Source organism: Amaricoccus sp., from assembly GCF_017993425.1.
GTDB lineage: Bacteria > Pseudomonadota > Alphaproteobacteria > Rhodobacterales > Rhodobacteraceae > Amaricoccus.
Map to the genome: position 1 here is coordinate 1 of NZ_JAGOMQ010000030.1, position 22364 is coordinate 22364.

The 22364-nt window shown below is 67.8% G+C and carries 24 protein-coding genes; 12 read left to right on the forward strand and 12 right to left on the reverse strand.

The annotated features are described in order from the left end of the window. Positions 1-591 precede the first annotated feature (591 nt). The 10 genes from KBB57_RS14210 to KBB57_RS14255 all read right to left on the reverse strand — a co-directional run bounded on the left by KBB57_RS14210 (position 592) and on the right by KBB57_RS14255 (position 8249). The gene (locus KBB57_RS14210) at positions 592-1311 is read right to left on the reverse strand and encodes a GntR family transcriptional regulator (RefSeq protein ID WP_290751402.1); all 720 of its coding nucleotides are present in this window, start codon (positions 1309-1311) and stop codon (positions 592-594) included. 126 nt (positions 1312-1437) lie between these two features. Then, positions 1438-2127, reverse strand: a complete 690-nt coding sequence (locus tag KBB57_RS14215) for a GntR family transcriptional regulator (protein ID WP_290751404.1) — start codon at positions 2125-2127, stop codon at positions 1438-1440. An 89-nt stretch (positions 2128-2216) separates the two neighbouring features. Next, positions 2217-2411 (reverse strand): 4-oxalocrotonate tautomerase family protein, encoded by a 195-nt coding sequence (locus tag KBB57_RS14220; protein WP_290751406.1) that lies wholly within the window; start codon positions 2409-2411, stop codon positions 2217-2219. A gap of 14 nt (positions 2412-2425) precedes the next feature. Continuing rightward, positions 2426-3454 (reverse strand): proline racemase family protein, encoded by a 1029-nt coding sequence (locus tag KBB57_RS14225; RefSeq protein WP_290751408.1) that lies wholly within the window; start codon positions 3452-3454, stop codon positions 2426-2428. Positions 3455-3529: 75 nt separating this feature from the next. Further along, positions 3530-4633: a mandelate racemase/muconate lactonizing enzyme family protein gene (locus KBB57_RS14230; RefSeq protein ID WP_290751411.1), complete on the reverse strand. Its 1104-nt coding sequence runs from the start codon at positions 4631-4633 to the stop codon at positions 3530-3532. 55 nt (positions 4634-4688) lie between these two features. Continuing rightward, positions 4689-5411, reverse strand: a complete 723-nt coding sequence (locus KBB57_RS14235) for an amino acid ABC transporter ATP-binding protein (RefSeq protein ID WP_290751414.1) — start codon at positions 5409-5411, stop codon at positions 4689-4691. Further along, positions 5404-6057 (reverse strand): amino acid ABC transporter permease, encoded by a 654-nt coding sequence (locus KBB57_RS14240; RefSeq protein WP_290751416.1) that lies wholly within the window; start codon positions 6055-6057, stop codon positions 5404-5406. The genes KBB57_RS14235 and KBB57_RS14240 overlap by 8 nt, the downstream gene beginning before the upstream one ends. A 15-nt stretch (positions 6058-6072) precedes the next feature. Beyond that, positions 6073-6738: an amino acid ABC transporter permease gene (locus KBB57_RS14245; protein ID WP_290751419.1), complete on the reverse strand. Its 666-nt coding sequence runs from the start codon at positions 6736-6738 to the stop codon at positions 6073-6075. A gap of 66 nt (positions 6739-6804) precedes the next feature. Beyond that, positions 6805-7611, reverse strand: a complete 807-nt coding sequence (locus KBB57_RS14250; RefSeq protein WP_290751423.1) for a transporter substrate-binding domain-containing protein — start codon at positions 7609-7611, stop codon at positions 6805-6807. Positions 7612-7877: 266 nt separating this feature from the next. Next, on the reverse strand, positions 7878-8249 hold the full coding sequence (locus tag KBB57_RS14255; RefSeq protein ID WP_290751426.1) for a hypothetical protein: 372 nt from the start codon (positions 8247-8249) through the stop codon (positions 7878-7880). A 5-nt stretch (positions 8250-8254) separates the two neighbouring features. Between KBB57_RS14255 and KBB57_RS14260 the strand changes: the two genes are divergently transcribed. Both KBB57_RS14260 and KBB57_RS14265 read left to right on the forward strand, forming a co-directional pair. Next, positions 8255-8677, forward strand: a complete 423-nt coding sequence (locus KBB57_RS14260; protein WP_367272703.1) for an Lrp/AsnC family transcriptional regulator — start codon at positions 8255-8257, stop codon at positions 8675-8677. A 97-nt stretch (positions 8678-8774) separates the two neighbouring features. Then, a complete protein-coding gene (locus KBB57_RS14265) occupies positions 8775-9734 on the forward strand; it encodes a dihydrodipicolinate synthase family protein (RefSeq protein WP_290751428.1) in 960 nt (319 codons plus the stop codon). 60 nt (positions 9735-9794) lie between these two features. On the opposite strand, the gene KBB57_RS14270 is transcribed toward KBB57_RS14265, so the two are convergent. Next, positions 9795-10826 carry an Ldh family oxidoreductase gene (locus KBB57_RS14270; RefSeq protein ID WP_290751430.1) on the reverse strand — a complete coding sequence of 344 codons (1032 nt, stop codon included), beginning with the start codon at positions 10824-10826 and terminating at the stop codon, positions 9795-9797. Between the two features lie 213 nt (positions 10827-11039). Between KBB57_RS14270 and KBB57_RS14275 the strand changes: the two genes are divergently transcribed. The 8 genes from KBB57_RS14275 (at position 11040) to KBB57_RS14310 (ending at position 19472) form a co-directional block, all read left to right on the forward strand. Beyond that, positions 11040-12287, forward strand: a complete 1248-nt coding sequence (locus KBB57_RS14275; RefSeq protein WP_290751432.1) for an FAD-binding oxidoreductase — start codon at positions 11040-11042, stop codon at positions 12285-12287. Between the two features lie 3 nt (positions 12288-12290). After that, positions 12291-13292 carry a 4-hydroxyproline epimerase gene (locus KBB57_RS14280; protein WP_290751435.1) on the forward strand — a complete coding sequence of 334 codons (1002 nt, stop codon included), beginning with the start codon at positions 12291-12293 and terminating at the stop codon, positions 13290-13292. After that, on the forward strand, positions 13289-14965 hold the full coding sequence (locus KBB57_RS14285) for an aconitase family protein (protein WP_290751437.1): 1677 nt from the start codon (positions 13289-13291) through the stop codon (positions 14963-14965). Before KBB57_RS14280 ends, KBB57_RS14285 begins: the two co-directional genes overlap by 4 nt. Before the next feature lie 260 nt (positions 14966-15225). Beyond that, complete coding sequence (locus KBB57_RS14290; RefSeq protein WP_290751440.1) at positions 15226-16449, forward strand: sugar ABC transporter substrate-binding protein; 1224 nt, start codon at positions 15226-15228, stop codon at positions 16447-16449. A gap of 100 nt (positions 16450-16549) precedes the next feature. Beyond that, positions 16550-17467 (forward strand): carbohydrate ABC transporter permease, encoded by a 918-nt coding sequence (locus tag KBB57_RS14295; protein WP_290751442.1) that lies wholly within the window; start codon positions 16550-16552, stop codon positions 17465-17467. Then, entirely contained in the window at positions 17467-17931 is a 465-nt protein-coding gene (locus KBB57_RS14300) for a hypothetical protein (protein ID WP_290751445.1), read from the forward strand. Before KBB57_RS14295 ends, KBB57_RS14300 begins: the two co-directional genes overlap by 1 nt. 15 nt (positions 17932-17946) lie before the next feature. Next, complete coding sequence (locus tag KBB57_RS14305) at positions 17947-18297, forward strand: carbohydrate ABC transporter permease (RefSeq protein WP_290751527.1); 351 nt, start codon at positions 17947-17949, stop codon at positions 18295-18297. Positions 18298-18311: 14 nt separating this feature from the next. Next, the gene (locus KBB57_RS14310) at positions 18312-19472 is read left to right on the forward strand and encodes an ABC transporter ATP-binding protein (RefSeq protein WP_290751447.1); all 1161 of its coding nucleotides are present in this window, start codon (positions 18312-18314) and stop codon (positions 19470-19472) included. A 14-nt stretch (positions 19473-19486) separates the two neighbouring features. On the opposite strand, the gene KBB57_RS14315 is transcribed toward KBB57_RS14310, so the two are convergent. Further along, complete coding sequence (locus tag KBB57_RS14315) at positions 19487-20281, reverse strand: GntR family transcriptional regulator (protein ID WP_290751450.1); 795 nt, start codon at positions 20279-20281, stop codon at positions 19487-19489. Between the two features lie 95 nt (positions 20282-20376). Here KBB57_RS14315 and KBB57_RS14320 point away from each other — a divergent pair, with 95 nt between their 5' ends. After that, the gene (locus tag KBB57_RS14320) at positions 20377-21576 is read left to right on the forward strand and encodes a mandelate racemase/muconate lactonizing enzyme family protein (RefSeq protein ID WP_290751452.1); all 1200 of its coding nucleotides are present in this window, start codon (positions 20377-20379) and stop codon (positions 21574-21576) included. A gap of 8 nt (positions 21577-21584) precedes the next feature. After that, a complete protein-coding gene (locus tag KBB57_RS14325) occupies positions 21585-22352 on the forward strand; it encodes an SDR family oxidoreductase (protein WP_290751454.1) in 768 nt (255 codons plus the stop codon). The last annotated feature ends 12 nt before the right edge of the window (positions 22353-22364 follow it).

Consider the following 22364-nt stretch of genomic DNA (forward strand, 5'->3'; position numbering starts at 1 on the left):
CAGAGACGGGCCTGACGCGCCTGCGCCGTAGGATAGCTCCCGCGCGTCAGGCCCGTCTCTCTAACTGGACAAGGGGGTTAAAATTGGACGCCGATCGGGGGTCGAGTTTGCGCGCCGATTGACACCTACCGCAACGTGGTGCCCTTCCCGCGCACCGCGGGGTGCTCGAGCCGCCCGCCGGCAGCGACATCCGCCGCTGGCAGATGACCTTCGACGCCGCCCAGACCTTCTACTTCAAGCCCAAGGCCGGGCGGATCGTGGTCTCGCCGGTCGACATGGCGCCTGCGACGCCCAGGCCGACGAACTCGAGGTGGCGATTGCCATCGACCGCATCGAGACCTCACCACGATGCAGGTGCGTTCGGTCAAGCATAAATGGGAGGGGCCTTCGCACCTTCGCCCCGATCACGAGCCCGTCATAGGTCTCGACCCCAAGGCGCCGGGCTTCGTCTGGCTCGCTGGCCAGGGCGGCAACGGCCTCATGGGCGGCCCCGCCGCCGACCGGCTCGCCGCGAGCTTCGCCATCGGCGCCGGCATTCCCGCCGACATTGCTCGGGGTCACCGAGGAGGCCATCCCGCCGACGCGCCGGAACTACCGGGCGCGGTTCAGAGAAATTTCCTGTCGTTGGTCGCGCGTGATCATCTGCTGGATCTGCTCGACGATCTGATCGGCGTGCGTCGTCGCCAGGCGGTCCGCAGCCTCCACATCTCGGGCGTCGATGGTCGCAATCATAAGGTCATGCTCCTCGACATAGCGCATCGGCAGGCGATCGTCATAGGACGAGTAGTAATAAATGCGCATGATCCTGCGCCCGTCGTCCAGCAACCTGCAGAACAGGCCAGTATAGTACTGGTTGCGTCCGGCCTCCGCTATGGCGGCATGGAAGTCGCGATTGGCAGAGATCATCGCCAGGGCGTCCTGCGCTTCCACCGCCCGAACGAAGTCCGCTTGGCGCGCCCGGATGGTCTCCAGGTCCGGATCGGTGCGGTTCTGCGCGGCCAGGCGCGTCGTGACCCTGTACATCAGGGTGATCGCGTCGAAGAACTGATTCAGATTGACGAAGTCGATGTTGGACACGATCGTCGAGCGGTTTGGAAGGGTCTGGACCAGGCCCTCTCCGGCCAGACGCACCAGCGCCTCACGGATCGGCGTGCGCGACATGGAGAACTGCTCGGCAAGCTGTATCTCGTCAATCGGACTGCCGGGGAGCAGGACGAGGTTGAGGATGTCGTCGCGCAGCATCTGGTAGACGAGCTTCACCCCCTGGCCGCGCTTCCGCTCTGACAGTGCCGTTGCTGATCCGTCGCTCATGCCCGTCCTCGCTCCGCGGACCTGAGCGTAGCTGACGATCGATCGGAGACACAATCCAAACCCGCTCGGAACGAGCTGGGCCATCGAGGTCGCCGGAACGCAATCGCCATCCAGTGGCAAGCGCGATCACGAAGCTCTGGGCTCCCCGCGGTACTTGGGAAGGTTGTCGAGGAGAGACCGGCAGGCGCTCATTATGTGCTCGAACAGCAGTTTCCCGGCCAGCTCCGCGTCCCTCTCGATGCATGCGGCGAGTATTCCTCGATGTTCGACGTCCGCCGTCTCCTGACCTCTCGAAAGGCTGAGCTGCAACCTGAGGTATCGTTCGAGGCGGTCGTTGACCGAGCGTATGGTGCTGACGAGAAACGGCCGCTCGGCATCGTCGTAGAGGCAGCTGTGAAACTGCCAGTTCAGCTCGGCCCATCGTCGCACGTCGGTCTCCCGGGCGAATGCATCGCAGAATGTCTGCGCGCGCTCGAAGGTCGCGCTGTTCATGTGTGGAAGCGACAGCTTGATCGCCTCCGATTCAAGGATGGCGCGGACCTCGAATATCTGGACGATCTCCGGCGCGGAGACGCTGGTGACGATCGCGCCACGGTTGCGATGGAACTCCACCAGACCCTCGGCCTCGAGGCGCTTCAGCGCCTCCCGGACCGGGATCTTGCTGACGCTGAACAGGCGCGCGACATCGTCCTGCCGGATCGGCTCGCCCTCGTCGAGCGACCCGTCGGTGATGACGTTCCTCAAGTACTTCAGGATGATATCTGACGCGCTGGGTGACTCTCCGAGGTTGATGACCTGAGCTGCAGGAAGCGGCATCGCGGCTCTCCTTGCTCGCGCACCTTCAGGCGGCGAAAGTCGGGGGCGGCGCCCCGACGACCGGCCGGGCGGGGTCGCGTTCCGGTGGATCAGGGGAATCGCTCGGGGCCGAGCGGCTGACCGGCCACCACCCAATCCGCCGGCGAAACCTCGGTGAACATGACCGTCGTGCTTTCCGGGCTCACGCCGGCGATGTCTTGCAGGGCGCGCGTAATCGCCCTGGCCACCTCGAGCTTCGCCTGCGAGCTCCTGCCGGGGAACAGCTCTATCCTGACGATCGGCATCGAATGGCGCCCTTCTACAACTCGGTCGGCCACGTGTCGGACAGGCGATAGCCTGCCGGAAAGGGATCGTCCGGATCGACCATCAGCTGTTGGGTCCCCACCACCCAGGCACGACCCGAGATGATCGGGCTGATCCCCGGCGTCCCGTTGATGTCGAGCGCGCCGTCGATGCGGCAGTGGAATTCGGTGTCGATGATCGACCTGCCCGTGAACCTGTCGCCGACCTTCATCACGCCCCTGGCGTGCAGGACCGCCATCCGCGCCGAGCAGCCGGTCCCGGTCGGGGAGCGGTCGATCTTGCCGGGCCTGATGGCGACGGCGTTCTTGCCGACGAAAACGCCATCCTCGACGGAGAGCGGGTTCGTGAACTGGCAGAAGGAGATGTGGTTCCAGTCGTTGGCCGGGTGCCGAAAGCCGAGCTGCTCGTTCGCCGCCCTGGTGATCCGCATGCCGGTCTGCGCGAGATCCCGGGCCTGGTCCGGCGCGATGGCGAGGCCGACCGAGGCGGCGTCGACGATGACGAAGCTGTCGCCGCCGTAGGCGGTGTCGACGGTCAGGGTGCCGATCCCCTCGACCTCGAGCGGTGCGTCGAGCCGCGCGGCGAAGGAGGGGACGTTCTTCACGGTGATGCGCTCGGCCTTGCCGCCCCGGCACTCGGCTTCGACCTCGATGATGCCGCCGGGAGGCTCGAGAACCATCCGCGTCACCGGTTCGGTCATCGGCACGATGCCGGTGTCGAGCAGCACCGTGGAGACGCAGATCGAGTTGGAGCCCGACATCGGCGGCGTGTCGGAGGGTTCCATGATGATCCACCCCATCAGCGCCCGCGGATCCTTCGGCGGCACGAGGAGATTGACGTGGCGGAAGACCCCGCCGCGCGGCTCGTTCAGCACGAAGTTTCGCAGCGTCTCGTCCGCGGCGATCCAGCGCGACTGGTCCCAGACCGTATCGCCGGGTGGCGGCGCGACCCCACCGACGATGACGTCGCCGACTTCGCCTTCAGCATGGCAACTGACAACGTGAATGATCTTGGATGAGCGCATCGGATGTACACTTATTTCGAAGTTCTGGTGACGACTGAGCGCAAGCCCCGGTTGGCGGTCGTTTGGGCTGCCCGGTCAGGAAAATGCGGCCAGGGGTTCGCCGAGCATCGAGCGGTCGACCTCGATGCCGAGCCCTGCGCCCGTCGGAGCCGAACCCATTCCTCGGCTGGAACGGGGCTGGTAGCCGGCGACGTGTTCGTTGGTCCAATCGTTGAAGAACGACGCATGCAACAAGGATTCCGGCAACGAGCTTGCAGCGACATGGGCGACCGCAGCCGAGATGACGTCGCCACCCCACATATCCTCAATACAGAAGGTCATGGCCAGGTCCTGTGCCTGGTTGCGCATGGCGACGGCGGCGCTGATGCCTCCGACACGGCCCAGCTTGATGTTGATCGATCCGGCCCTGGCTTCGTATTTCGCGCGGTAAAGATCTGCGGCGGTCACCACGGTTTCGTCCATGATCAGAGGAAGAGTGGTCATGGACTTGACGATCGCGCAGTCGGCCGTATCCCGGCAGGGCTGCTCGACGTAGAGGTCGAGGTCCTCCATCAGCCTGACAGCGATGATGGCGGACTGCAGGTTCCAGCCGCCGTTCGAGTCGGCGATGATCACCATATCGTCTGCAGCTGCCTCCATGACAGCGCGGCTGCGCGCAGCGTCGTCATAGGGATCGTTCCCGACTTTGAGCTGGAAACGACGGATGCCTGCCCCTCCGCGCGTCGCGACATATTCCGCCATTTGCTCAGGGGTTGCCAAAGGGACTGCTTCATAGAGCGGGAAGCTTTCCAGTTGCACGCCCCCCAGCAAGGCAGAGACAGGAAGATTGACCGACTTGCCGAACAAGTCCCAGCAGGCGATGTCGACCGCGCTTTTCGCGTTGGCATGTCCCATCAGGACTCCGTTCATCGTCCGGCCGACGCGGCCGATATTAGTCGGATCCAGTCCGATCAGGTTCGGCGCGAGCTCCTCGAGCGCAGCGCGTGTGCTGCCGTGGAACGTCGGAAGGTATGTGCCTGAAAGCGTGGCTGTTTCGCCCCAGCCTTCCTGGCCATCATCCGTGATGATACGAACCAGGGTGGAATGCTGATGGGTCGCGGCGCGTCCGCCCGACATCACATATTCGCCGTGCGCATAGGTGAGCTTGTACCCGTAGATTTCAATGGACTTGATTTTCATGGGTCGGTCGCCTTTGGCTTCTTGATAAGCGATGCCCTGCCCGGGCCTAGTCGGGCTAGCGCGTGGCAGCGAGGAACGCCTGGAGTTCCGGGTCCTTGGGTGACCCGAACAGGTCCGCCGGCGGCGCGATCTCGGCCATCACCCCCTTGTGGAAGAAGGCGACCCGGTCGGAGACCTCGCGGGCGAACTTCATCTCGTGGGTGACGCAGATCATCGTCATGCCTTCCGACGCCAGCATGCGCAGCGTGTCGAGCACCTCGCCCACCAGTTGCGGGTCGAGCGCCGACGTCACCTCGTCGAACAGCATGTAGTTCGGCGACATGGCGAGCGCGCGGGCGATCGCCATGCGTTGCTGCTGGCCGCCGGAGAGGCGCGCGGGGTAGACGTTCAGCTTCTCGGCCAGCCCGACGTGGGTCAGCTGCTTCACCGCCATCGCCTCGGCCTCGGCCTGCGACTGGCCGAGCACCTTGCGGGGCGCGAGCATGACGTTCTCGAGCACCGTCAGGTGCGGGAAGGCGTTCCACTGCTGGAAGACGATGCCGATCTTCTGGCGCAGCTTGTTGAGGTTGGTGGACCTGGCATGGACCTCGGTGCCGTCGACGACGATCCGGCCGGAGTTGATCGGCTCGAGACCGTTGATGCAGGTGAGAAGCGTCGACTTGCCCGAGCCGGAGCCGCCGATGATGGTGAGGACCTCGCCCTTGCCGACCGTGAGGTCGATCCCCTTGAGGACCTCCAGCGCCCCGAAGGATTTGTGAACGTTCTCGATCTCAATCATTGGACCACCGCTTTTCGAGGTAGCCGCCGAAGCGGGCGAGGGGAAAGCTGATGACGAAGTAGAAGAGACCGCAGATCATCAGCAGGAGGAGCGGCTCCTGCAGGCGGGTGATGAGGATCTGGGTGGCCTTCAGCAGCTCCGTCACCTGCACGATGTAGACGAGCGCCGAGTCCTTCATCACCCCGAGCGCGAGGCCGATCCAGGAAGGCAGGGCGACGCGGGTCGCCAGCGGCGTGACGATGTTCGCCATGTCCTGCCACCAGGTCATGCCGAGCGATCGCGCCGCGCGGCGGGTCGTGGCCGGGACCGAATCGATGGCGCCGCGCACGATCTCGGCGCAATAGGCCGCGGTGTAGAGCGTCAGCACCGCGCAGGCGACGGTGAAGCCCGAGATCTTCAGCTTGAGGACCATTCCGAGAAAGGCGTTGGTCAGCACCAGCTGGATGAGGAGCGGGATCGACCGGAAGATGTCGAGGACGAAGGTGACGGGGGCGGCCCACCAGGGACCGACCTGGAGCCGGAATACGCCGAAGACGATGCCGAGGATGGTGCCGAGGGCGACCGAGATCGCGGTGACGAGCAGGGTCATCCCCGCGCCCCTGGCGAGGAAGAGCAGGTCGGCGGAGGTGAGGGAGGTGTCGAACATGGCGGGGTCCTCTCCTCAGTACCGGAACAGGCGGCGGGCGATCAGCGCCGCGCCCGTCTGGATGATCTTGACGATCACGTAGAAGATGGCGCCGGCGAGCGCGAAGAGCTCGAAGGTCCTGAAGGTCAGGGCGTTCAGATCCTGGGTGACGCCGTAGAGGTCGCGGTTCATCCCGACGGTCACGCCGAGCGAGGTCATCAGGATGGCCCAGACCATCTGGTTGGTCATCGGCAGGAAGGAGATGCGCAGCATCTGCGGCAGGACGATGTAGCCGAAGGCCTGGCGGGGAGTCATGCCGAGCGACCGGCCGGCGCGGGCCTGGGTGTCCGGGATCGCCTTCAGGGCGCCGCGGAAGTTCTCCGCCAGGTATCCGGCGTTGTTGAACGTGATGCCGACGAGGAGCGAGACGAAGGGGCTCAGATGCACCCCGAAGCTCGCGAGCCCGAAATGCGCCATGTAGATCTGGAAGAGCGCAGGGGTATTGCGGGCGATCTCGACCCAGGTTCGCGCGATGCCCGAAAGCACCCGGTTTCCGGAGAGCCGGAAGCCCGTCAGCATGATCGCGAGCAGGATGCCGAGCGCCATCGACAGCAGCGCGATCTCCATGGTCACGAGCGCGCCGTCGAGCATCTGCGGAAGCTTGGCGAAGGCCTGCTTCCATTGGAACGTGTATGAGAACATGCCGGACCGCCTCCTGGCTGCGCAAAGCGGGCTGGCGCTGCGGACGTGCCGCAGCGCCAGGAGCGATCAGCGGTAGACGTTCGGCACCACCAGGCTCGGGGCCTCGCCGCCGACCCACTTCTCGTAGAGCTCGGCATAGCGGCCGGTGCGGACCTGCTGGTTGATGAAGAGGTTGAGGTAGTTGATGAAGCCGGCCTCCTCGCGGTTGGTGAAGAGCGCCACGTAGTCGATGTCGAAGGGCGCCGTGCCGACGACGGAGATGCCGGGGAAGTTGCCTGTCTTGACGTTCGCCTGGGCGACGGTCGAGGTCGACACCGTGGCGTCGAGCTGGCCCTGGCTCACGGCGAGGAAGACGTCGGCCTGGGTCTGGTATGGCCGGAACTCGCCGCCGCCCCATTCCTTGACCTGGGCCTCGAGGGCGATCGCCTCGTAGGTGCCGGCGGTGGCGCCGACGGTCTTGCCCTTCATGTCCTCGAAGGACTTGATGCCCGACTTGTCGTTGGCGGTGACCGCCATCTCGAAGGCGAAGTACGGAACGGTGAAGCCGACGGTCTTGGCGCGCTCCAGCGTGTCGGAGGTGGAGGCGACGCCCACGTCCACCTGACCGCTCATCAGGGCCGGGATGCGCTGCGGGAACGGCGTCTCGACGATCTCGGCCGTCACGCCGAGGGCCGCGGCGAGGTCGTTGCAATAGTCGACGTCGAAGCCGATCGGATTGTTCGAGGCGTCCCGCGAACCCATGGGCGGGAAGTCGAGCACCACGGCGCAGCGAAGCGTGCCCGAGGCGATGACGTCGTCGAGTTTGTCGGCCTGCGCGGCAGTACCGAGGCCGAGGGCCAGGACAAGCCCGCCAGCCACATGAAGCAGCTTCATCCACATCTCCTGCTGAGTTGTTGGTTATTTCGTATACGATATACCATACGAGCGACCCAGATTCGAGTCAAGGGACTTTCAGTTCGGGACCCCTTGACATCGGTAGTTGCGCGAGTCGGCCGCTGTGAAGTCAACAGCATCGCAAAAAGCACATCGGCGCCCGTGCGACCCTCGCGCGGGTTGTCCTGCCGAAAGGCGCAAGTCCACATTGCCGGCCCGAGCGGGCGGTAGCTTACCGTGCTCAGGAAATGGCCAAGGGGCTGGCGTCACCTCCTGCCGCCGCCCGTGTTGATCGAGGTCGAGACCTCCTCCAGCAGCCAGCTGAGACAGTAGGCGCTCGCCCCTGACGCGAGTTCTGCCGAGGTGGCCGACTGCGCGAGGACGAGCGGCTCCGGCAATGCGGCGATTCGGCGGGTCACTTTCCGCACGTCATCCTCGCCCCCTTCGATGAGAGCCCCTGCGAAGGGACCATCGCCCTCCCAGTTCCGCGTCCAGATCAGGCGACGGGCCACAGATTCCGGCGGGCCGACCAACGCCGCCTGGATCCCGGCGACGGCGTCGACGGCGATGCGGTTGCCGGTGGGCCAAGGCGGCAGCGATCTGGTGGCAGAGTCCCTCCCGGGGTCGCGGACGAGCAAGATACCTGCTCTCCCAGGATGGCCGGATGACGATCACCGAGCTCGCCTCCAGGGTCGGCCTGAGCAACACGCCCTGCCACGTACGCTTTCGCCGGCTGGTCAGGGACGGCTTCATCCAAGGCTTCCGCGCGGTCGTCGACCCGAGCCGGATGGGTCTCCACCACGTGGCCTTTACCGAGGTGAAGCTCTCGACCACCAGCGACGAAGCCTTGAAGGCGTTCAATCCGGCGGTCCGGTCCATTCCGGAAATCGAGGCGTGCCACATGACCGCGGGACGCTTCGACTACCTCCTCAAGGTCCGGACCGAGGACATCGCCAGATATCGCCTCGTGCTCGGGGAGCGAATCTCGAGCCTTCCCCACGTGGCCGACACGTCGACCAGCGTGGTCCTGGAGGTCGTGAAGGAAAACCGGGGCGCGCCGTCCTGATCGGCGCAGATTTGTGTCGACAAATAAAATGCAAGGCGTATGGTGTCGCTCATGCACCGAGGATTCGCCAATCCCGCCCCTGAGAGGAGATAGAGAGATGACCGCCGGCATCTTCACCGGGACGATCCCGGCCCTGATGACCCCTTGCAAGGCCGACCGCACGCCGGACTATGACGCCCTGGTCAGGAAGGCGGTCGAGCTCGTCGGGCTGGGCATGTCGGCGGTCGTCTACTGCGGCTCCATGGGCGACTGGCCGCTCCTGACCGACGCGCAGCGGATGGAAGGGGTCGAGCGCCTCGTCGCCGCCGGCGTTCCGGTCATCGTCGGCACCGGCGCGGTCAACACCGCCTCCGCCGTCGCCCATGCCGCCCACGCGCAGAAGGTAGGGGCGAAGGGTCTGATGGTGATCCCGCGCGTCCTGTCGCGCGGCAGCGTCATCGCGGCGCAGAAGGCCCACTTCAAGGCGATCCTCGCTGCGGCGCCCGACCTGCCGGCGGTCATCTACAACAGCCCGTACTACGGCTTCGCCACCCGTGCCGATCTCTTCTTCGCGCTCCGCGCCGAGCATCCGAACCTGATCGGCTTCAAGGAGTTCGGCGGCAACGACGACCTCTCCTACGCCGCCGAGCACATCACCTCGAAGGACGACGGCGTCACGCTGATGATCGGCGTCGACACCGCGGTCTACCACGGCTTCGTCAACTGCGGCGCGCGAGGCGCGATCACCGGCATCGGCAACGTGCTGCCGCGGGAGGTGCTGCACCTGACGGCGCTCTGCCAGGCCGCCGCCAGGGGCGACGCCAACGCCCGTCGCCGGGCGGTCGAGCTCGACGACGCGCTGCACGTGCTGTCGAAGGTCGACGCTGGCCCGGACCTCGTGCTCTTCTTCAAGCACATGATGGTGCTGAGGGGGTGCGCCGAGTACACGCTCCAGTTCATGGAGACCGACGTCCTCTCGGACAGCCAGCGCGGCTTCATCGAGGCCCAGCTCGCGCTCTTCGACGCCTGGTACGCCAACTGGTCGACGCAGCCCGACGTAAAGCGCTACGCCGCCTGATCCGGCCCGGCGCACGCTCGTGAGAACGGAGGCCCTCCGGAAGCGGAGGGCCTTTTCGCGTCAGGACAGCCCGTCCAGGCCCCGCGTCCGCAGCCGCTCCAGCATTTCGGCCTCCGCGGCGGTCAGCGCCACCCCCTCGGCCTCCGACCGCGCCCGCGCCGCGAAGCGCCGCTGCGAGGGGAGCCTCGCCCCCAGGCCGACGATGGCGTCGAAGAGCTGCTCCGCCCGCGCCTGCGGATCGCCCCGCCCCGCCGCGAACCGCGCCGGATCGAAGGCGAGGATCAGCTCGCCGTGATGCGGGAGAAGGTCCATCGACCCGAGGTGGTCGAACGACTCCGGGCTGGTCAGGTCGCCGATCATCACGCCGGCGAGCAGTTCCACCATCGTCGAGATCGCCGACCCCTTGTGCCCGCCAAAGGGGAGGAGCGCCCCTTGCAGGGCGGCCTCCGGGTCGGTCGTCGGCTTGCCCTCGGCGTCGATCGCCCATCCCTCCGGCAACGGCTTGCCCGCCCGCCGGTGCAGCTCGATCTCGCCCCGCGCCACGACGCTGGTGGCGAAGTCGAAGACGTAGGGCGGGGCGTCCTTCCGCGGCCAGCCGAAGGCGATGGGATTGGTGCCGAAGAGCGCCCGGCTCCCCCCCGCCGGCGCGACGCTCGTGTAGCTCGGGCACATCGCCAGCGCAGCGAGCCCCCGGGCGGTCAGCACCTCGACCTCGGGCCAGAGCGCGGAGAAATGCGTGCAGCCGTTGATGACGAGCGCCGCGAGGCCGAGCTCGTGCGCGCGGTCGGCCAGCACCGGCGTGCCGATCTCGAAGGCCAGCGGAGAGAATCCCCCTTTGGCGTCGACCCGGATCACCGCCGACCCGTCGTCGCTCAGCGCCGGCTCCGCCTCCGGCGCGACCTTCCCCGCCCTGACCGTCCGCAGGCATCCCTCGATCCGATAGACCCCGTGCGACTTGCAGGCATCCCGCTCCCCGGCCGTGATCGTCCGCGCGACGGCGGCGGCCTGTCGCTGGCTAAGGCCGGCTTTCTCGAAAATCTCTTCGACCACGGCGCTCAGCGCCTCGATGCTCACGACGGTGGCTTCTTTCACGGCAAATTTTCCCCGCCATGGATTGCGTTGCTGCATACATACTGTATTCAAGGCCACCATCGGTGCTCAAGGGAGTATCGCTCGGATTCGGCTCGAGCGCATGCTCCTGAATCGGTCCTCCGGGAGGAGCCGCCGCAGCTCGGTGGCTTCGGTCCTTCCGGCAGCCAGGCCCTTCGAAGCATGAACTTGAGCCGTCATTGAGATAGGTGAGCTATGACGCAGGATCGGCCCGACGTGATCGTCATCGGAGCGGGCGTCCAGGGCCTCTCCGCGGCGCTCGCTCTCCTCGGCCGCGGCCTCTCGGTCACGGTGCTGGAGCGCGAAGGGCCAGCGGCCGGCGCGTCGGCCGGGAACGCCGGGGCCTTCGCCTTCACCGACATCCTGCCGCTCGCCTCGCCGGGCATCCTGCGAAAGGCGCCCCGCTGGCTGCTCGACCCGCTCGGCCCTCTCTCGGTGCCGCCGGCCTACGCGCTCAGGATCGCTCCCTGGATGTACCGCTTCTGGCGCGCCTGCTCCCCCGCGCGGGTCGCACGCTCGACCGCCGCGCAGGTGGCGCTGATGGATCTGTCGAAGGCCGAGCTCGAGCCATTCCTGGCCGCGGCCGGCACGCTGGAGATGCTGCGCAAGGAGGGCAACCTGCAGGTCTACGAGAGCGAGGCCGAGCTCCAGGCCTCGCTCCCCAGCTGGCAGGCCCGTGCCGATCACGGCATCGCCTTCCGCCACCTGACCGCACCGGAAATGGCCGAGATCCAGCCGGGCCTCTCGCCCCGCTTCACGCACGGCACCTTCACGCCCGACTGGTATTCGATCGCCGACCCGAAGCTCTACACCCTCGCCCTCGCCGACCGCTTCCGCGCCGCCGGCGGCGCGCTCGAGCGCGTCGAGGTCGCCGAGCTGCGTCCCCTCGAGGCCGAGGTGGAGGTGCGGGCGAAGGACGGCGGCACGCGCCGCGCCGGCCGCGTGGTCCTCGCCGCCGGCGCCTTCTCGCACCGCATCGCCAAGTCCCTCGGCGAGACGATCCCGCTCGAGTCCGAGCGCGGCTACAACACCACCCTGCCGCACGGCGCCTTCGACGTGAGAACGCAGGTCACCTTCGGCGGCCACGGCTTCGTCGTCACCCGGCTGGCCAGCGGCGTCCGCGTGGGCGGAGCGGTCGAGCTCGGCGGACTCGACCTTCCGCCCAACTTCAAGCGCTCGGAGGCGATGCTGACCAGGGCGCAGGCCTTTCTCCCCGGCCTGAAGCCCGAAGGCGGCGTGCAGTGGATGGGCCACCGCCCTTCCCTTCCCGACAGCCTGCCCGCCATCGGCGCCTCCCGCGCCTCGCGCCGGGTGGTCTACGCCTTCGGCCACGGCCACCTCGGCCTGACCCAGTCGCCGGGCACCGCCCGCCTCGTCGCCGACCTGGTGACCGGGGCTGAGCCGCCGATCGATCTTATCCCCTTCTCGCCGCAGAGGTTCTGAGCCATGGCCGTGCATACCTTCTCCTGCATCGACGGGCATACCTGCGGCAATCCGGTCCGCCTCGTCTCCGGCGGCGGCCCGCGGCTCGAAGGCGCGGACATGCTGGAGAAGCGCGCGCACTTCCTGCGCGACTACGACTGGATCCGCACCGGCCTCATGTACGAGCCGCGCGGCCACGACATGATGTCTGGGTCGATCCTCTACCCGCCGACCCGGCACGACTGCGACGTCGCCATCCTCTTCATCGAGACCTCCGGCTGCCTGCCCATGTGCGGCCACGGAACCATCGGCACCATCACCATGGGGATCGAGAACGGCCTCATCACCCCCCGCGAGCCCGGCAGGCTCGCGATCGAGACCCCCGCCGGACGGGTCGAGATCAGCTACCGCCAGGAGGGCCGCTTCGTCGAGGAGGTCCGCCTGACCAACGTCCCCGGCTTCCTCCATGCCGAGGGCCTGACGGCCGAGGTCGAGGGCCTCGGCGAGATCGTGGTGGACGTCGCCTATGGCGGCAACTTCTACGCCATCGTCGAGCCGCAGAGGAACTTCCGCGACATGGCCGACTTCACCGCCGGCGAGCTCGTCGGCCTCTCGCCGAAGCTCCGCCGGGCGCTGAACGCGAAGTACGAGTTCGTCCACCCCGAGCACCCGGCGATCAACGGCCTCAGCCACATCGAGTGGACCGGCGCCCCCACCGTCGCCGGCGCCCACGCCCGCAACGCCGTCTTTTACGGCGAGAAGGCCATCGACCGCTCGCCCTGCGGCACCGGGACCTCGGCCCGCATGGCCCAGCTCGCCGCCAAGGGCAAGCTCGCGGTCGGCGACGAGTTCTGGCACGAGAGCATCATCGGCTCGGTCTTCAAGGGCCGGGTCGAGGCCGCGACCACCGTGGCCGGGCGCCCCGCCATCGTCCCCTCCATCTCCGGCTGGGCGCGCATGACCGGGATCAACACCATCTTCATCGACGACCGCGACCCCTTCGCCCACGGTTTCGTGGTGAAATGACCATCGCCGCCCGGAGCATCCTCGCCGGCGTCGCTGCCGGCCCGATCCTCGCCACCGACGAGCCCCTGAGCTTCTGGGGCGGCGTCGACCCCGCCACCGGCCGGGTCATCGACACCCACCACCCGCTGCACGGCCGCTCGATCACCGGCGCGATCCTGACGATGCCGTCCACCCGCGGCTCCTGCACCGGGTCGGGCGTGCTCCTCGACCTCGCCCTGAGCGGTCGTGCGCCCGCCGCCCTCGTCTTCCGCGAGCCCGAGGATGTCGTGACCCTCGGCGCCTTGGTCGCCGCGGAGATGTTCGGCCGCTCCCTCCCCGTCGTCCGGCTCTCGCCCGACGCCTTCGCCGCCCTCGCCGGGGAAACCCGCGCGGAGATCGCCGCCTCCCGTGTCGAGGCCGGCGCGCTGTCGATCCCGCTCGCCCCCGCCGCGGCCGCCGGGCTGGCGCTGACCGCGCAGGACCGGGCGATGCTTGAGGGCGCGGAGGGAGAGGGCGTGCGGCAGGCGATGCGCATCGTCTGCGCCATGGCCATGCAGCAGGGCGCAGACCGGCTGATCGACGTGACCCAAGGCCACATCGACGGATGCATCTACGCCAGCCCCGCCAACCTCACCTTCGCCGAGCGGATGGCCGCGACCGGCGCCCGCGTCCGCATTCCCACCACGATGAACGCGATCTCCGTCGACCACGCCAACTGGCGGCGACAGGGCGTCCCCCCGGACTTCGGCCGCCCCGCGCAGCGTCTCGCCGACGCCTATGTCCGCATGGGCTGCCGCCCGACCTTCACCTGCGCGCCCTACCTCCTCGACACCGCCCCGGCCGAAGGCGAGACCATCGCCTGGTCCGAATCGAACGCCGTCATCTTCGCCAACAGCGTCCTCGGCGCGCGCACGGCGAAGCACCCCGACTTCCTCGACCTCTGCATCGCCCTGACCGGCCGCGCCCCGCTTGCCGGCGTCTACCTCGACGCCGACCGCCGGGCGCGCCGCATCGTCGACGTCGACCTGCCGTCCCGGATCGACGACGCCTTCTGGCCCCTCGTCGGCTACCTCGCCGGCAAGGCCGCCCCCGACCGCATCCCGCTCCTGCGCGGCCTCGCCGCCGCGGCGCCCTCCCGCGACGACCTCAAGGCCCTCTGCGCCGCCTTCGGCACCACCTCCGCCGCGCCGATGCTCCACGTCGCGGGCGTCACCCCCGAGGCGGCGCGCGTCGCCCCCGACGCCGACCACGCCACGATCACCCGCGCCGACATGGCCGCGGGATGGCAGCTTCTCAACCAGGGCAGCGACGAGATCGACCTCGTCGCGATCGGCAGCCCCCACGCCTCAATCGGCGAGTGCCGGGCGCTCGCGGAGGCGCTGGCCGGCCGGAGCGTGCGGGTCGCGACCATCGTCACAGCCGGCCGCCAGGTCATCGCCGACCTGCAGGCCGCGGGCGCCTACGCCTCCCTCCAGCGATCTGGCGTCGAGATCATCCCGGACCTCTGCTGGTGCTCGATCACCGAGCCGGTCTTTCCCGGCCGGACGCGGACGGTCATGACGAATTCGGGCAAGTACGCCCACTACGGACCGGGCCTGTCCGGCCGCGCTGTCCGCTTCGGAAGCGTGGCGGCCTGCGTCGAAGCCGCCGTGACCGGCCGGGCGCCCGGCGGCCTGCCGCCATGGCTGCGATGAGGCGTCGACGTTGTGCCACGCCGTCCCCGCGGGCTGGCGGGCGCGTCCTGCCTAGGGTGCGGCGATCGGACGAACGATGGCTTCCATATTTACGAGAAATATCAATGCGGTGATGGCACGCCGGGTCTCTGCGACATGGATATTGACTTTTGTGAAATTTCACAACATTCTACTTCTACCGCAAGGAATCGGATGCTCGCTGCGCCGGCTCGATAAATGCGGGACAAAGGGAGAGAGACACCGGCATGACACCCCGTTTCATGGGACGCGTCACGCGTTCCGCGCTTCTCGCCTGCGGCGTCGCGGCCACGACCCTGGTCTGCACCGCGCCTGCTTTCTCCAAGGACGTCATCACCTTCGCAGCGGCGGTCTTCGCCGAGGCGGGCCGGGGCGAGAAGGCCAAGGCCTGGGTCGAATCGTTCAACCGGAGCCAGGACGAGGTCGAGGTCCAGCCGATCGCGATCCCGTTCTCGACCCTCGCCAACACCGTCTTCACCCAGATGGGCGGCGGCGGCGGGCCGGACCTGGTGCGCTTCGACCAGACCGACTATTTCTCGGCTGCGCCCTCCGGGCGGCTCCTCCCCATCGACGAGGTCGTCGACACAAGCGCCTACGCCTTCATGCCTCCCGACCGCTTCCTGCCGGTCGACGGCAAGCGGTACGGCCTGCTCTTCGACATCACCGGCTACGCGCTCCTCTACAACACCTCGATCCTGCCCGAGCCGCCGACCACGTTCGACGCCTTCCTGCAGGCGGCGAAGGACCACACCAGGGACGGCATCTACGGCTTCGCCTTCCGGGCCACCATGGCCGAGCGGGCGGGCTTCTGGCAGGATCTCTGCAACTTCGTCTTCGGCCATGGCAGACGCTGGAGCGACGACGCCGGCAACCTGACGCTGAACAGCCCCGAGGTCGTGGCGGGCGTCGCGGCGTACAAGGCGGTCTATGACGCCGAGGTCATTCCCAAGGGCGCCGACGCGGCCACCTACCGCCGGATGTTCTGGGAGAACAAGATCGCCATGAACATCGACAACGGTGGCGTGGCGGCGATCTTCCACCAGAACTCGCCCGAGCTCACCTTCGCGGCCGCGCCCTCGCCGTTCCCCGATCCGGCCCAGGGCCTGATCATGACCATGCTCTCGGTGAACGCCAACACCCAGCACAAGGACGCGGCGGCGACCTTCATCACGTGGGCCTACGCGCCGGAGAACCAGAAGGCCTTGCAGCAGGCGATGGGAACGAGCGTCGGCACGGTGCTGGAGCTGACCCCGGAGGAGCAGGCCGAGCAGCCCTGGCTCGCCGTCTACGACAAGCAGATGGAGACGGCCCTGCCGCAACTGGTCATGGGTCACGAGGACAAGACCCCCGAGATTCAGCAGGTGGTGCTCGAGAAGGTCCTCGAGGTCCTGCAGGGCGGCGCCGACCCGCAGGAGGCGATGGACCAGGCCCAGCGGCTGGTCGAGCGGCGGGTCCTGCGCAACTGAGCGCGGCGCCCTCCGGGCGCGCTCACCTCCGCCTTTCCGATGTCACGAGCCCACGGCCGCCCGGCCGTGGGAGCGGAGCCCTCACATCCGGACAAGTCTCATGGCACAAGCACGAAGCGGCCGCACCAGGCTCGAAGGCAGCCGGTGGACGCCCTACCTCTTCGCCGCGCCGATCGCCCTCTACCTGCTGCTCTTCCAGTTCTATCCGCTGGTCCAGCAGTTCTTCCTCAGCTTCACCGCGACCACGCTGCTGAACCCGAACGACAATCCCTTCGTCGGCTTCGAGAACTACGCCTTCCTGTTCGAGACCGGCGAGTTCCCGCGGGTGCTGTGGATCACGCTGGTCTACACCGTCGCCTGCGTCGTGCTGGCGATCGGCTGCGGCCTCGGCGCGGCGCTGCTGCTCGACTCGCCTTTCGTCGGGCGCGGCGTGGCGCGCGCCCTCGTCACCGTGCCCTGGGCGGCGCCATCGGTGGCGGTCGCGCTGATCTTCACCTGGATGTTCAACTCGCAGTACGGGATCTTCAACCACGTGCTCGGGGCGCTGCACCTGCCCTTTGCCGAGGAGAACTGGCTCGACAATCCCTCGCTCGCGCTGCCGGCGATCCTCATCACCACGGTCTGGCAGATCTTCCCCTTCTCGTCGGTCGTCATCCTCGCGGCGCTGCAAGGCGTGCCGCAGGAGTTGCGCGAGGCGGCGGTCATCGACGGCGCCGGGCGGCTCAACGTCTTCAGGACCGCGGTCTGGCCGACGATCGAGCCCACCGTGCTCATGCTGGCGCTCTTCGTCACCATCTGGTCGCTGCGCCGCTTCGACCTGATCTGGCTGATGACCCAGGGCGGGCCGATCGGCGCGACCAACACGCTGGTGATCGAGCTCTACCGCACCGGCTTCGTCTATCGCGATCTCGGAACGGCGGCGGCGATCGGCATGATCGGTCTGACGATCGCGATCGTCGTGACGCTGATCTACTTCAAGATCACGCAGATGTCCGAGAAGGCGCAGGGGAGGCGGTGATGCGCGGCCAATCCTGGACGTCCACCCTGCGCATCGTCGCCGTCCTGGCGCTGCTCGGGATCGCGGTCTTCCCGATCTACTGGATGCTCGTCACCTCGCTCACGCCCTCGGCCGAGCTCTTCGCGGACAGCCCGAACCTCCTGCCGCGGCTGTCGGAGGCGGGAGTCTACCGCGAGGTCTTCGGCACGATCCCGGTGGCAACCTGGCTCAGGAACAGCTTCCTGGTCGCAGCGGGCACCACCGTGCTCAGCATCCTGCTCGCCATCCTGCCGGCCTATGCGCTCTCGCGCTTCCGCTTTGCCGGAATGGCGGTGCTCGGCTTCGCGCTCTTCGCCACGCAGATGCTGCCGGAGGCGATGCTGGTGGTGCCGCTCTACTCGATCTTCGGCAAGCTGGCGCTGCTCGACTCGATCGGCGGGCTCGTCCTCGCCAACACCGCCTTCGTCGTGCCGGTGATCACCTAGATCCTCAAGGGCGCCATCGACGGCGTGCCGATCGAGGTCGAGGAGGCGGCGCGGATGGACGGCTGCTCGCGCATCGACATCGTGCTCGCCACCGTCATCCCGTTGATCGCGCCGACGCTCGCCGCCGCCTCGGTGATCGCCTTCTTCCACGGCTGGAACGAATACGTCTTCGCCCAGACCCTGGTCAGCAGCGAGAGCCTGCGCACCGCCTCGGTCGGGCTGGCGAGCTTCGTGGGCGAGCTCTCCACCCCCATCCACGCCGTGATGACCGTGGGCGTCATGTACACGCTGCCGGCGGTCTTCTTCTACCTCCTCGTCCAGCGCCACGTCGTCTCCGGCATGACCGCCGGCAGCGTCAAAGGTTGATCGGGAAAACCACCATGACATCCATCACGCTTCGCCAGGTCGCCAAGCACTTCGCCGCCAGGGAAGTCATCAAGAACATCGACCTGAACGTCGAGGATGGCGATTTCCTGGTCCTGCTCGGACCCTCGGGCTGCGGCAAGTCCACGCTGCTGCGGATGCTCGCGGGGCTGGAGACCATCACCAGCGGCGAGATCCATCTCGGCGACCGGCGGGTCGACCAGCTTCCGCCGAGCGAGCGGGACATGGCCTTCGTGTTCCAGTCCTACGCGCTCTATCCACATCTGACGGTGCGGCGGAACATGACCTTCCCGCTGCTGATGAAGCGGTTCAAGTGGTGGTACCACATCCCGGTCATCGGCGGCATGGCCAAGCGCCGGATCGAAGGGACCCCCGAGATCGCCGACCGCGTCGAGAGGACGGCGCGCATCCTGTCGCTGACCGAGATGCTCGACCGCTTCCCGCGCACCCTCTCCGGCGGGCAGAGGCAGCGGGTGGCGCTCGGGCGGGCGATGGTGCGCCAGCCCGAAGTCTTCCTGATGGACGAGCCGCTCTCCAACCTCGACGCCAAGCTGCGCACCACCATGCGCTCAGAGATCTCGCGCCTGCACCAGGAGATCGGCGGCACCTTCGTCTACGTCACCCACGATCAGGTCGAGGCGATGACGATGGGCACCAAGATCGCGCTGATGCGCGACGGGATCATCCAGCAGTTCGGCACCGCCCGCGAGATCTACACCGACCCGGCCAACACCTACGTCGCGCGGTTCATCGGAACCCCGCCGATGAACCTCATCGAAATGCGGGTCGAGGGTGACGAGGGCGTCGTCGGAAGCCGGCGCCTGCCGCTGGCCGGCCCGCTCGCCGCCGCCATCCGCTCCGGCGGCCCGGACGTGCTGCTCGGCGTCCGGCCGAACGCGATCGCGATCACTGCGCCCGACCTCGAAGGGACGATCCCGGGCACGGTGACCATGGTCGAGCACGTCGGCGCCGAGTCTGTCATCGCTGCCCGTCTCGACGGCGCGCGCACCGCCCATGCGGCAGACGGCGACATGGACGCGGTGATGGTCACCGTCTCGGGCTACAGCGAGCTCGCCCTCGGCGACAAGGTCGGCCTGCGGCCGGACCTCGCCCAGGCCGTCGCCTTCGCGCCCGGCGGCGAGCGGCTTCGGCCATGATTGCGACGGCTGGGTCAGATCCCGGGAAGCGGCTCCAGGCTGCTGTCGAGCAGCGCCGGATCGACCTCGCGCTCGATGGCGTCGAACATGCCGTCGACAAAGGTGATGAGTCCGTCAGACGCTTCGAGCGCCTGCGGGACCCGGCGGTTCACCACGGCGTCGAGAACCGCGATGTGGCAGTCGATGGTGCCGAACAAGCTGGCCTCGCCACCGACGTGCTGGTGGTGGATCCAGCCGATGCGCCGGAAGATCGTGTGCAGCGGCCGAAGCGTATGCTCGAGGAACGGCTCGCCCGCGGCCAGGAGCAGGACCTTGTCGATGCGGCGGTCGAACGTGTTGAACTCGCCGATCGTCATGGTCTCGCGGCGCTCGCGCAGCGCGCGGGCGATGTGCGTCATCTGGCTGCGATACGTGCCGGTGGAGCGCTCGATGACCAGCGCCAGCACGAAGCGCTCGAGGTCGCGCCTGAGCTGCAGCAGCAGCCGCTCGCGCGCGAGATCGATCGGCGCGATGCGGATGCCCTGGCGAGGCTGGACCGTCAGCAGCGTGTCGGCCGCCAGCCGGTTGACCGCCTGGTGCACCGGCGTCCGGCTCGACCCGGCGATGCGCTGCAGGTCCTGAATCGACATCACGCTGCCCGGCTTGAGCTCGCAGACGATGATCAGGCTCTCGAGCTGCTCGTAGGCCTGCTCGACCAGGTTCGTCTGGTTGCGCCGCGGCGGGGGCGCTTCCTGCACCACGTCGAGCGTCGCCGTCTTCCTTGCCACAGTATCCCTTTCCGACCCCATGCGCTTCGGGAAGAAGAACATGCGACGGGGCGTGCTTCAAGGCATGTCGTGAAATTTCATATTTGCAGCAACGCCATGATTGGCCAGACCGGCCGGCGCGACCCATGGGGACAGCAATGAAGATCACCGCGATCCGGACCTTCCGTACGGAAGAATTTTCCAACGTCCTCTGGGTTCATGTCGAGACCGACGCCGGCGTCGTCGGTCTCGGCGAGACCTTCTACGGCGCCGGCGCCGTCGAGGCGCACATTCACGACGTTCTGGCCGGCCGGCTGCTCGGTCGCGATCCGCTGCGGATCGAGGCACATTCGCGCGAGCTCGTGAACCTGCCGATGGCGCAGTCCTCCACTGGCGCAGAGTACCGCGCGGCCTCGGCGATCGATCTCGCCCTCTGGGACATCTTCGGCAAGGTCTGCGGCCAGCCGGTCCATCAGATGCTCGGCGGCCTCTGCCACGATCGCGTGCCGGTCTACAACACCTGCGCCGGCTACGGCTACGTGCGCTCGAACAAGATCAAGCCGGTCGACACCTGGAACTTCGGCGCGGCCGACGGCCCCTACGAAGACCTCCAGGGCTTCATGACCGACGCCGGCGCGCTGGCCGAGAGCCTGCTCGGGCAGGGCATCTCGGCGATGAAGATCTGGCCCTTCGACCCGCCCGCGATCGAGAACGACGGCCGCTTCATCACCGCCGAGCAGATGAAGCGCGCGGTCGAGCCCTTCGAGAAGATCCGCAAGGCGGTCGGCGACCGGATGCAGATCATGGTGGAGTTCCACAGCCTGTGGAACCTGACCACCGCGAAGCGGATCGCCCGTGTCCTCGAGGACTACGATCCGACCTGGTACGAAGATCCGATCCGCATGAACTCGGTCACGGCGCTGGCCGAGCTCGCAGCCTCGACCTCCGTTCCGATCTGCGCCTCCGAGACGCTCGGCTCGCGCTTCCCCTACAAGGACATGCTCGAGGCCGGCGCCATCGGCGTGGTCATGACCGATCTCGTCTGGACCGGCGGCCTCACCGAGGGCCGCAAGATCGCCGCGCTGGCCGACACCTACCACCGCCCCTATGCACCCCACGACTGCACCGGGCCGGTGGCCTACGTCGCGGCGGTGCATTCCTCGCTGTCGCAGCCCAACACCCTGATCCAGGAGTCGGTGCGTGCCTTCTACACCGGCTGGTACAAGGAGCTCGTCACCGAGCTGCCGCGCATCGAGAACGGCTGCGTCCTGCCGATGGAGGGTCCGGGCCTCGGCACCGAGCTGCTGCCGCAGGTCTTCGAGCGCCCCGACCTGACCACCCGTCTTTCCAGCCTCTGAGGAAGCCCATGTCCGACACTCCCTTCGGCCTCGCCGGGCGCACCGCGCTCGTCACCGGCTCCTCCCGCGGCCTCGGCCTCGCCATCGCCCGCGGTCTGGCGCAGGCCGGCGCGGCGCTGGTGCTGAACGGCGTCGACGCCACCCGCCTCGCGGACACCGCCGCCACGCTGCGCGCCGAGGGCCTCGACGTGCGCACCGCCTGCTTCGACGTTACCGACGAGGCGGCAGTCGTGGCCGCATTCGCCGCGCTCGACGCCGGGGGCGTCGCGATCGACATCCTGGTCAACAACGCGGGCACCCAGTTTCGCCGGCCGATGGTCGACCTCGACACCGCCGACTGGCAGCGGGTGATCGACACCAACCTGACCAGCGCCTTCGTCGTCGGCCGCGAGGCGGCGCGCCGGATGATCCCGCGCGGGCGCGGCAAGGTCATCAACATCGGCTCGCTGACCAGCGAGCTCGCCCGGGCGACGGTCGCGCCCTACACGGTGGCCAAGGGCGGCATCAAGATGCTGACCAAGGCGATGGCCGCCGAGTGGGGCGGGCACGGCATCCAGGCGAACGCCATCGGCCCCGGCTACATGCTGACCGACATGAACGAGGCGCTGATCGCGAACCCCGAGTTCGACGCCTGGGTCAAGGGCCGCACCCCGGCCCGGCGCTGGGGCAAGCCCGAGGAGCTGGCCGGCACCGCCGTCTACCTCGCCTCCCCGGCGTCGGACTACGTCAACGGCCAGATCATCTACGTCGACGGCGGGATGATCTCGGTCCTCTGATCCCTCACACGG

Excerpts from the sequence above, each read along its gene's own strand:
- KBB57_RS14210 (WP_290751402.1), bottom strand. The coding sequence starts at position 1,311 with ATGAGCGACGGATCAGCAACGGCACTGTCAGAGCGGAAGCGCGGCCAG.
- KBB57_RS14215 (WP_290751404.1), bottom strand. The coding sequence starts at position 2,127 with ATGCCGCTTCCTGCAGCTCAGGTCATCAACCTCGGAGAGTCACCCAGC.
- KBB57_RS14220 (WP_290751406.1), bottom strand. The coding sequence starts at position 2,411 with ATGCCGATCGTCAGGATAGAGCTGTTCCCCGGCAGGAGCTCGCAGGCG.
- KBB57_RS14225 (WP_290751408.1), bottom strand. The coding sequence starts at position 3,454 with ATGCGCTCATCCAAGATCATTCACGTTGTCAGTTGCCATGCTGAAGGC.
- KBB57_RS14230 (WP_290751411.1), bottom strand. The coding sequence starts at position 4,633 with ATGAAAATCAAGTCCATTGAAATCTACGGGTACAAGCTCACCTATGCG.
- KBB57_RS14235 (WP_290751414.1), bottom strand. The coding sequence starts at position 5,411 with ATGATTGAGATCGAGAACGTTCACAAATCCTTCGGGGCGCTGGAGGTC.
- KBB57_RS14240 (WP_290751416.1), bottom strand. The coding sequence starts at position 6,057 with ATGTTCGACACCTCCCTCACCTCCGCCGACCTGCTCTTCCTCGCCAGG.
- KBB57_RS14245 (WP_290751419.1), bottom strand. The coding sequence starts at position 6,738 with ATGTTCTCATACACGTTCCAATGGAAGCAGGCCTTCGCCAAGCTTCCG.
- KBB57_RS14250 (WP_290751423.1), bottom strand. The coding sequence starts at position 7,611 with ATGAAGCTGCTTCATGTGGCTGGCGGGCTTGTCCTGGCCCTCGGCCTC.
- KBB57_RS14265 (WP_290751428.1), top strand. The coding sequence starts at position 8,775 with ATGACCGCCGGCATCTTCACCGGGACGATCCCGGCCCTGATGACCCCT.
- KBB57_RS14275 (WP_290751432.1), top strand. The coding sequence starts at position 11,040 with ATGACGCAGGATCGGCCCGACGTGATCGTCATCGGAGCGGGCGTCCAG.
- KBB57_RS14280 (WP_290751435.1), top strand. The coding sequence starts at position 12,291 with ATGGCCGTGCATACCTTCTCCTGCATCGACGGGCATACCTGCGGCAAT.
- KBB57_RS14285 (WP_290751437.1), top strand. The coding sequence starts at position 13,289 with ATGACCATCGCCGCCCGGAGCATCCTCGCCGGCGTCGCTGCCGGCCCG.
- KBB57_RS14290 (WP_290751440.1), top strand. The coding sequence starts at position 15,226 with ATGGGACGCGTCACGCGTTCCGCGCTTCTCGCCTGCGGCGTCGCGGCC.
- KBB57_RS14295 (WP_290751442.1), top strand. The coding sequence starts at position 16,550 with ATGGCACAAGCACGAAGCGGCCGCACCAGGCTCGAAGGCAGCCGGTGG.
- KBB57_RS14300 (WP_290751445.1), top strand. The coding sequence starts at position 17,467 with ATGCGCGGCCAATCCTGGACGTCCACCCTGCGCATCGTCGCCGTCCTG.
- KBB57_RS14310 (WP_290751447.1), top strand. The coding sequence starts at position 18,312 with ATGACATCCATCACGCTTCGCCAGGTCGCCAAGCACTTCGCCGCCAGG.
- KBB57_RS14315 (WP_290751450.1), bottom strand. The coding sequence starts at position 20,281 with ATGTTCTTCTTCCCGAAGCGCATGGGGTCGGAAAGGGATACTGTGGCA.
- KBB57_RS14320 (WP_290751452.1), top strand. The coding sequence starts at position 20,377 with ATGAAGATCACCGCGATCCGGACCTTCCGTACGGAAGAATTTTCCAAC.
- KBB57_RS14325 (WP_290751454.1), top strand. The coding sequence starts at position 21,585 with ATGTCCGACACTCCCTTCGGCCTCGCCGGGCGCACCGCGCTCGTCACC.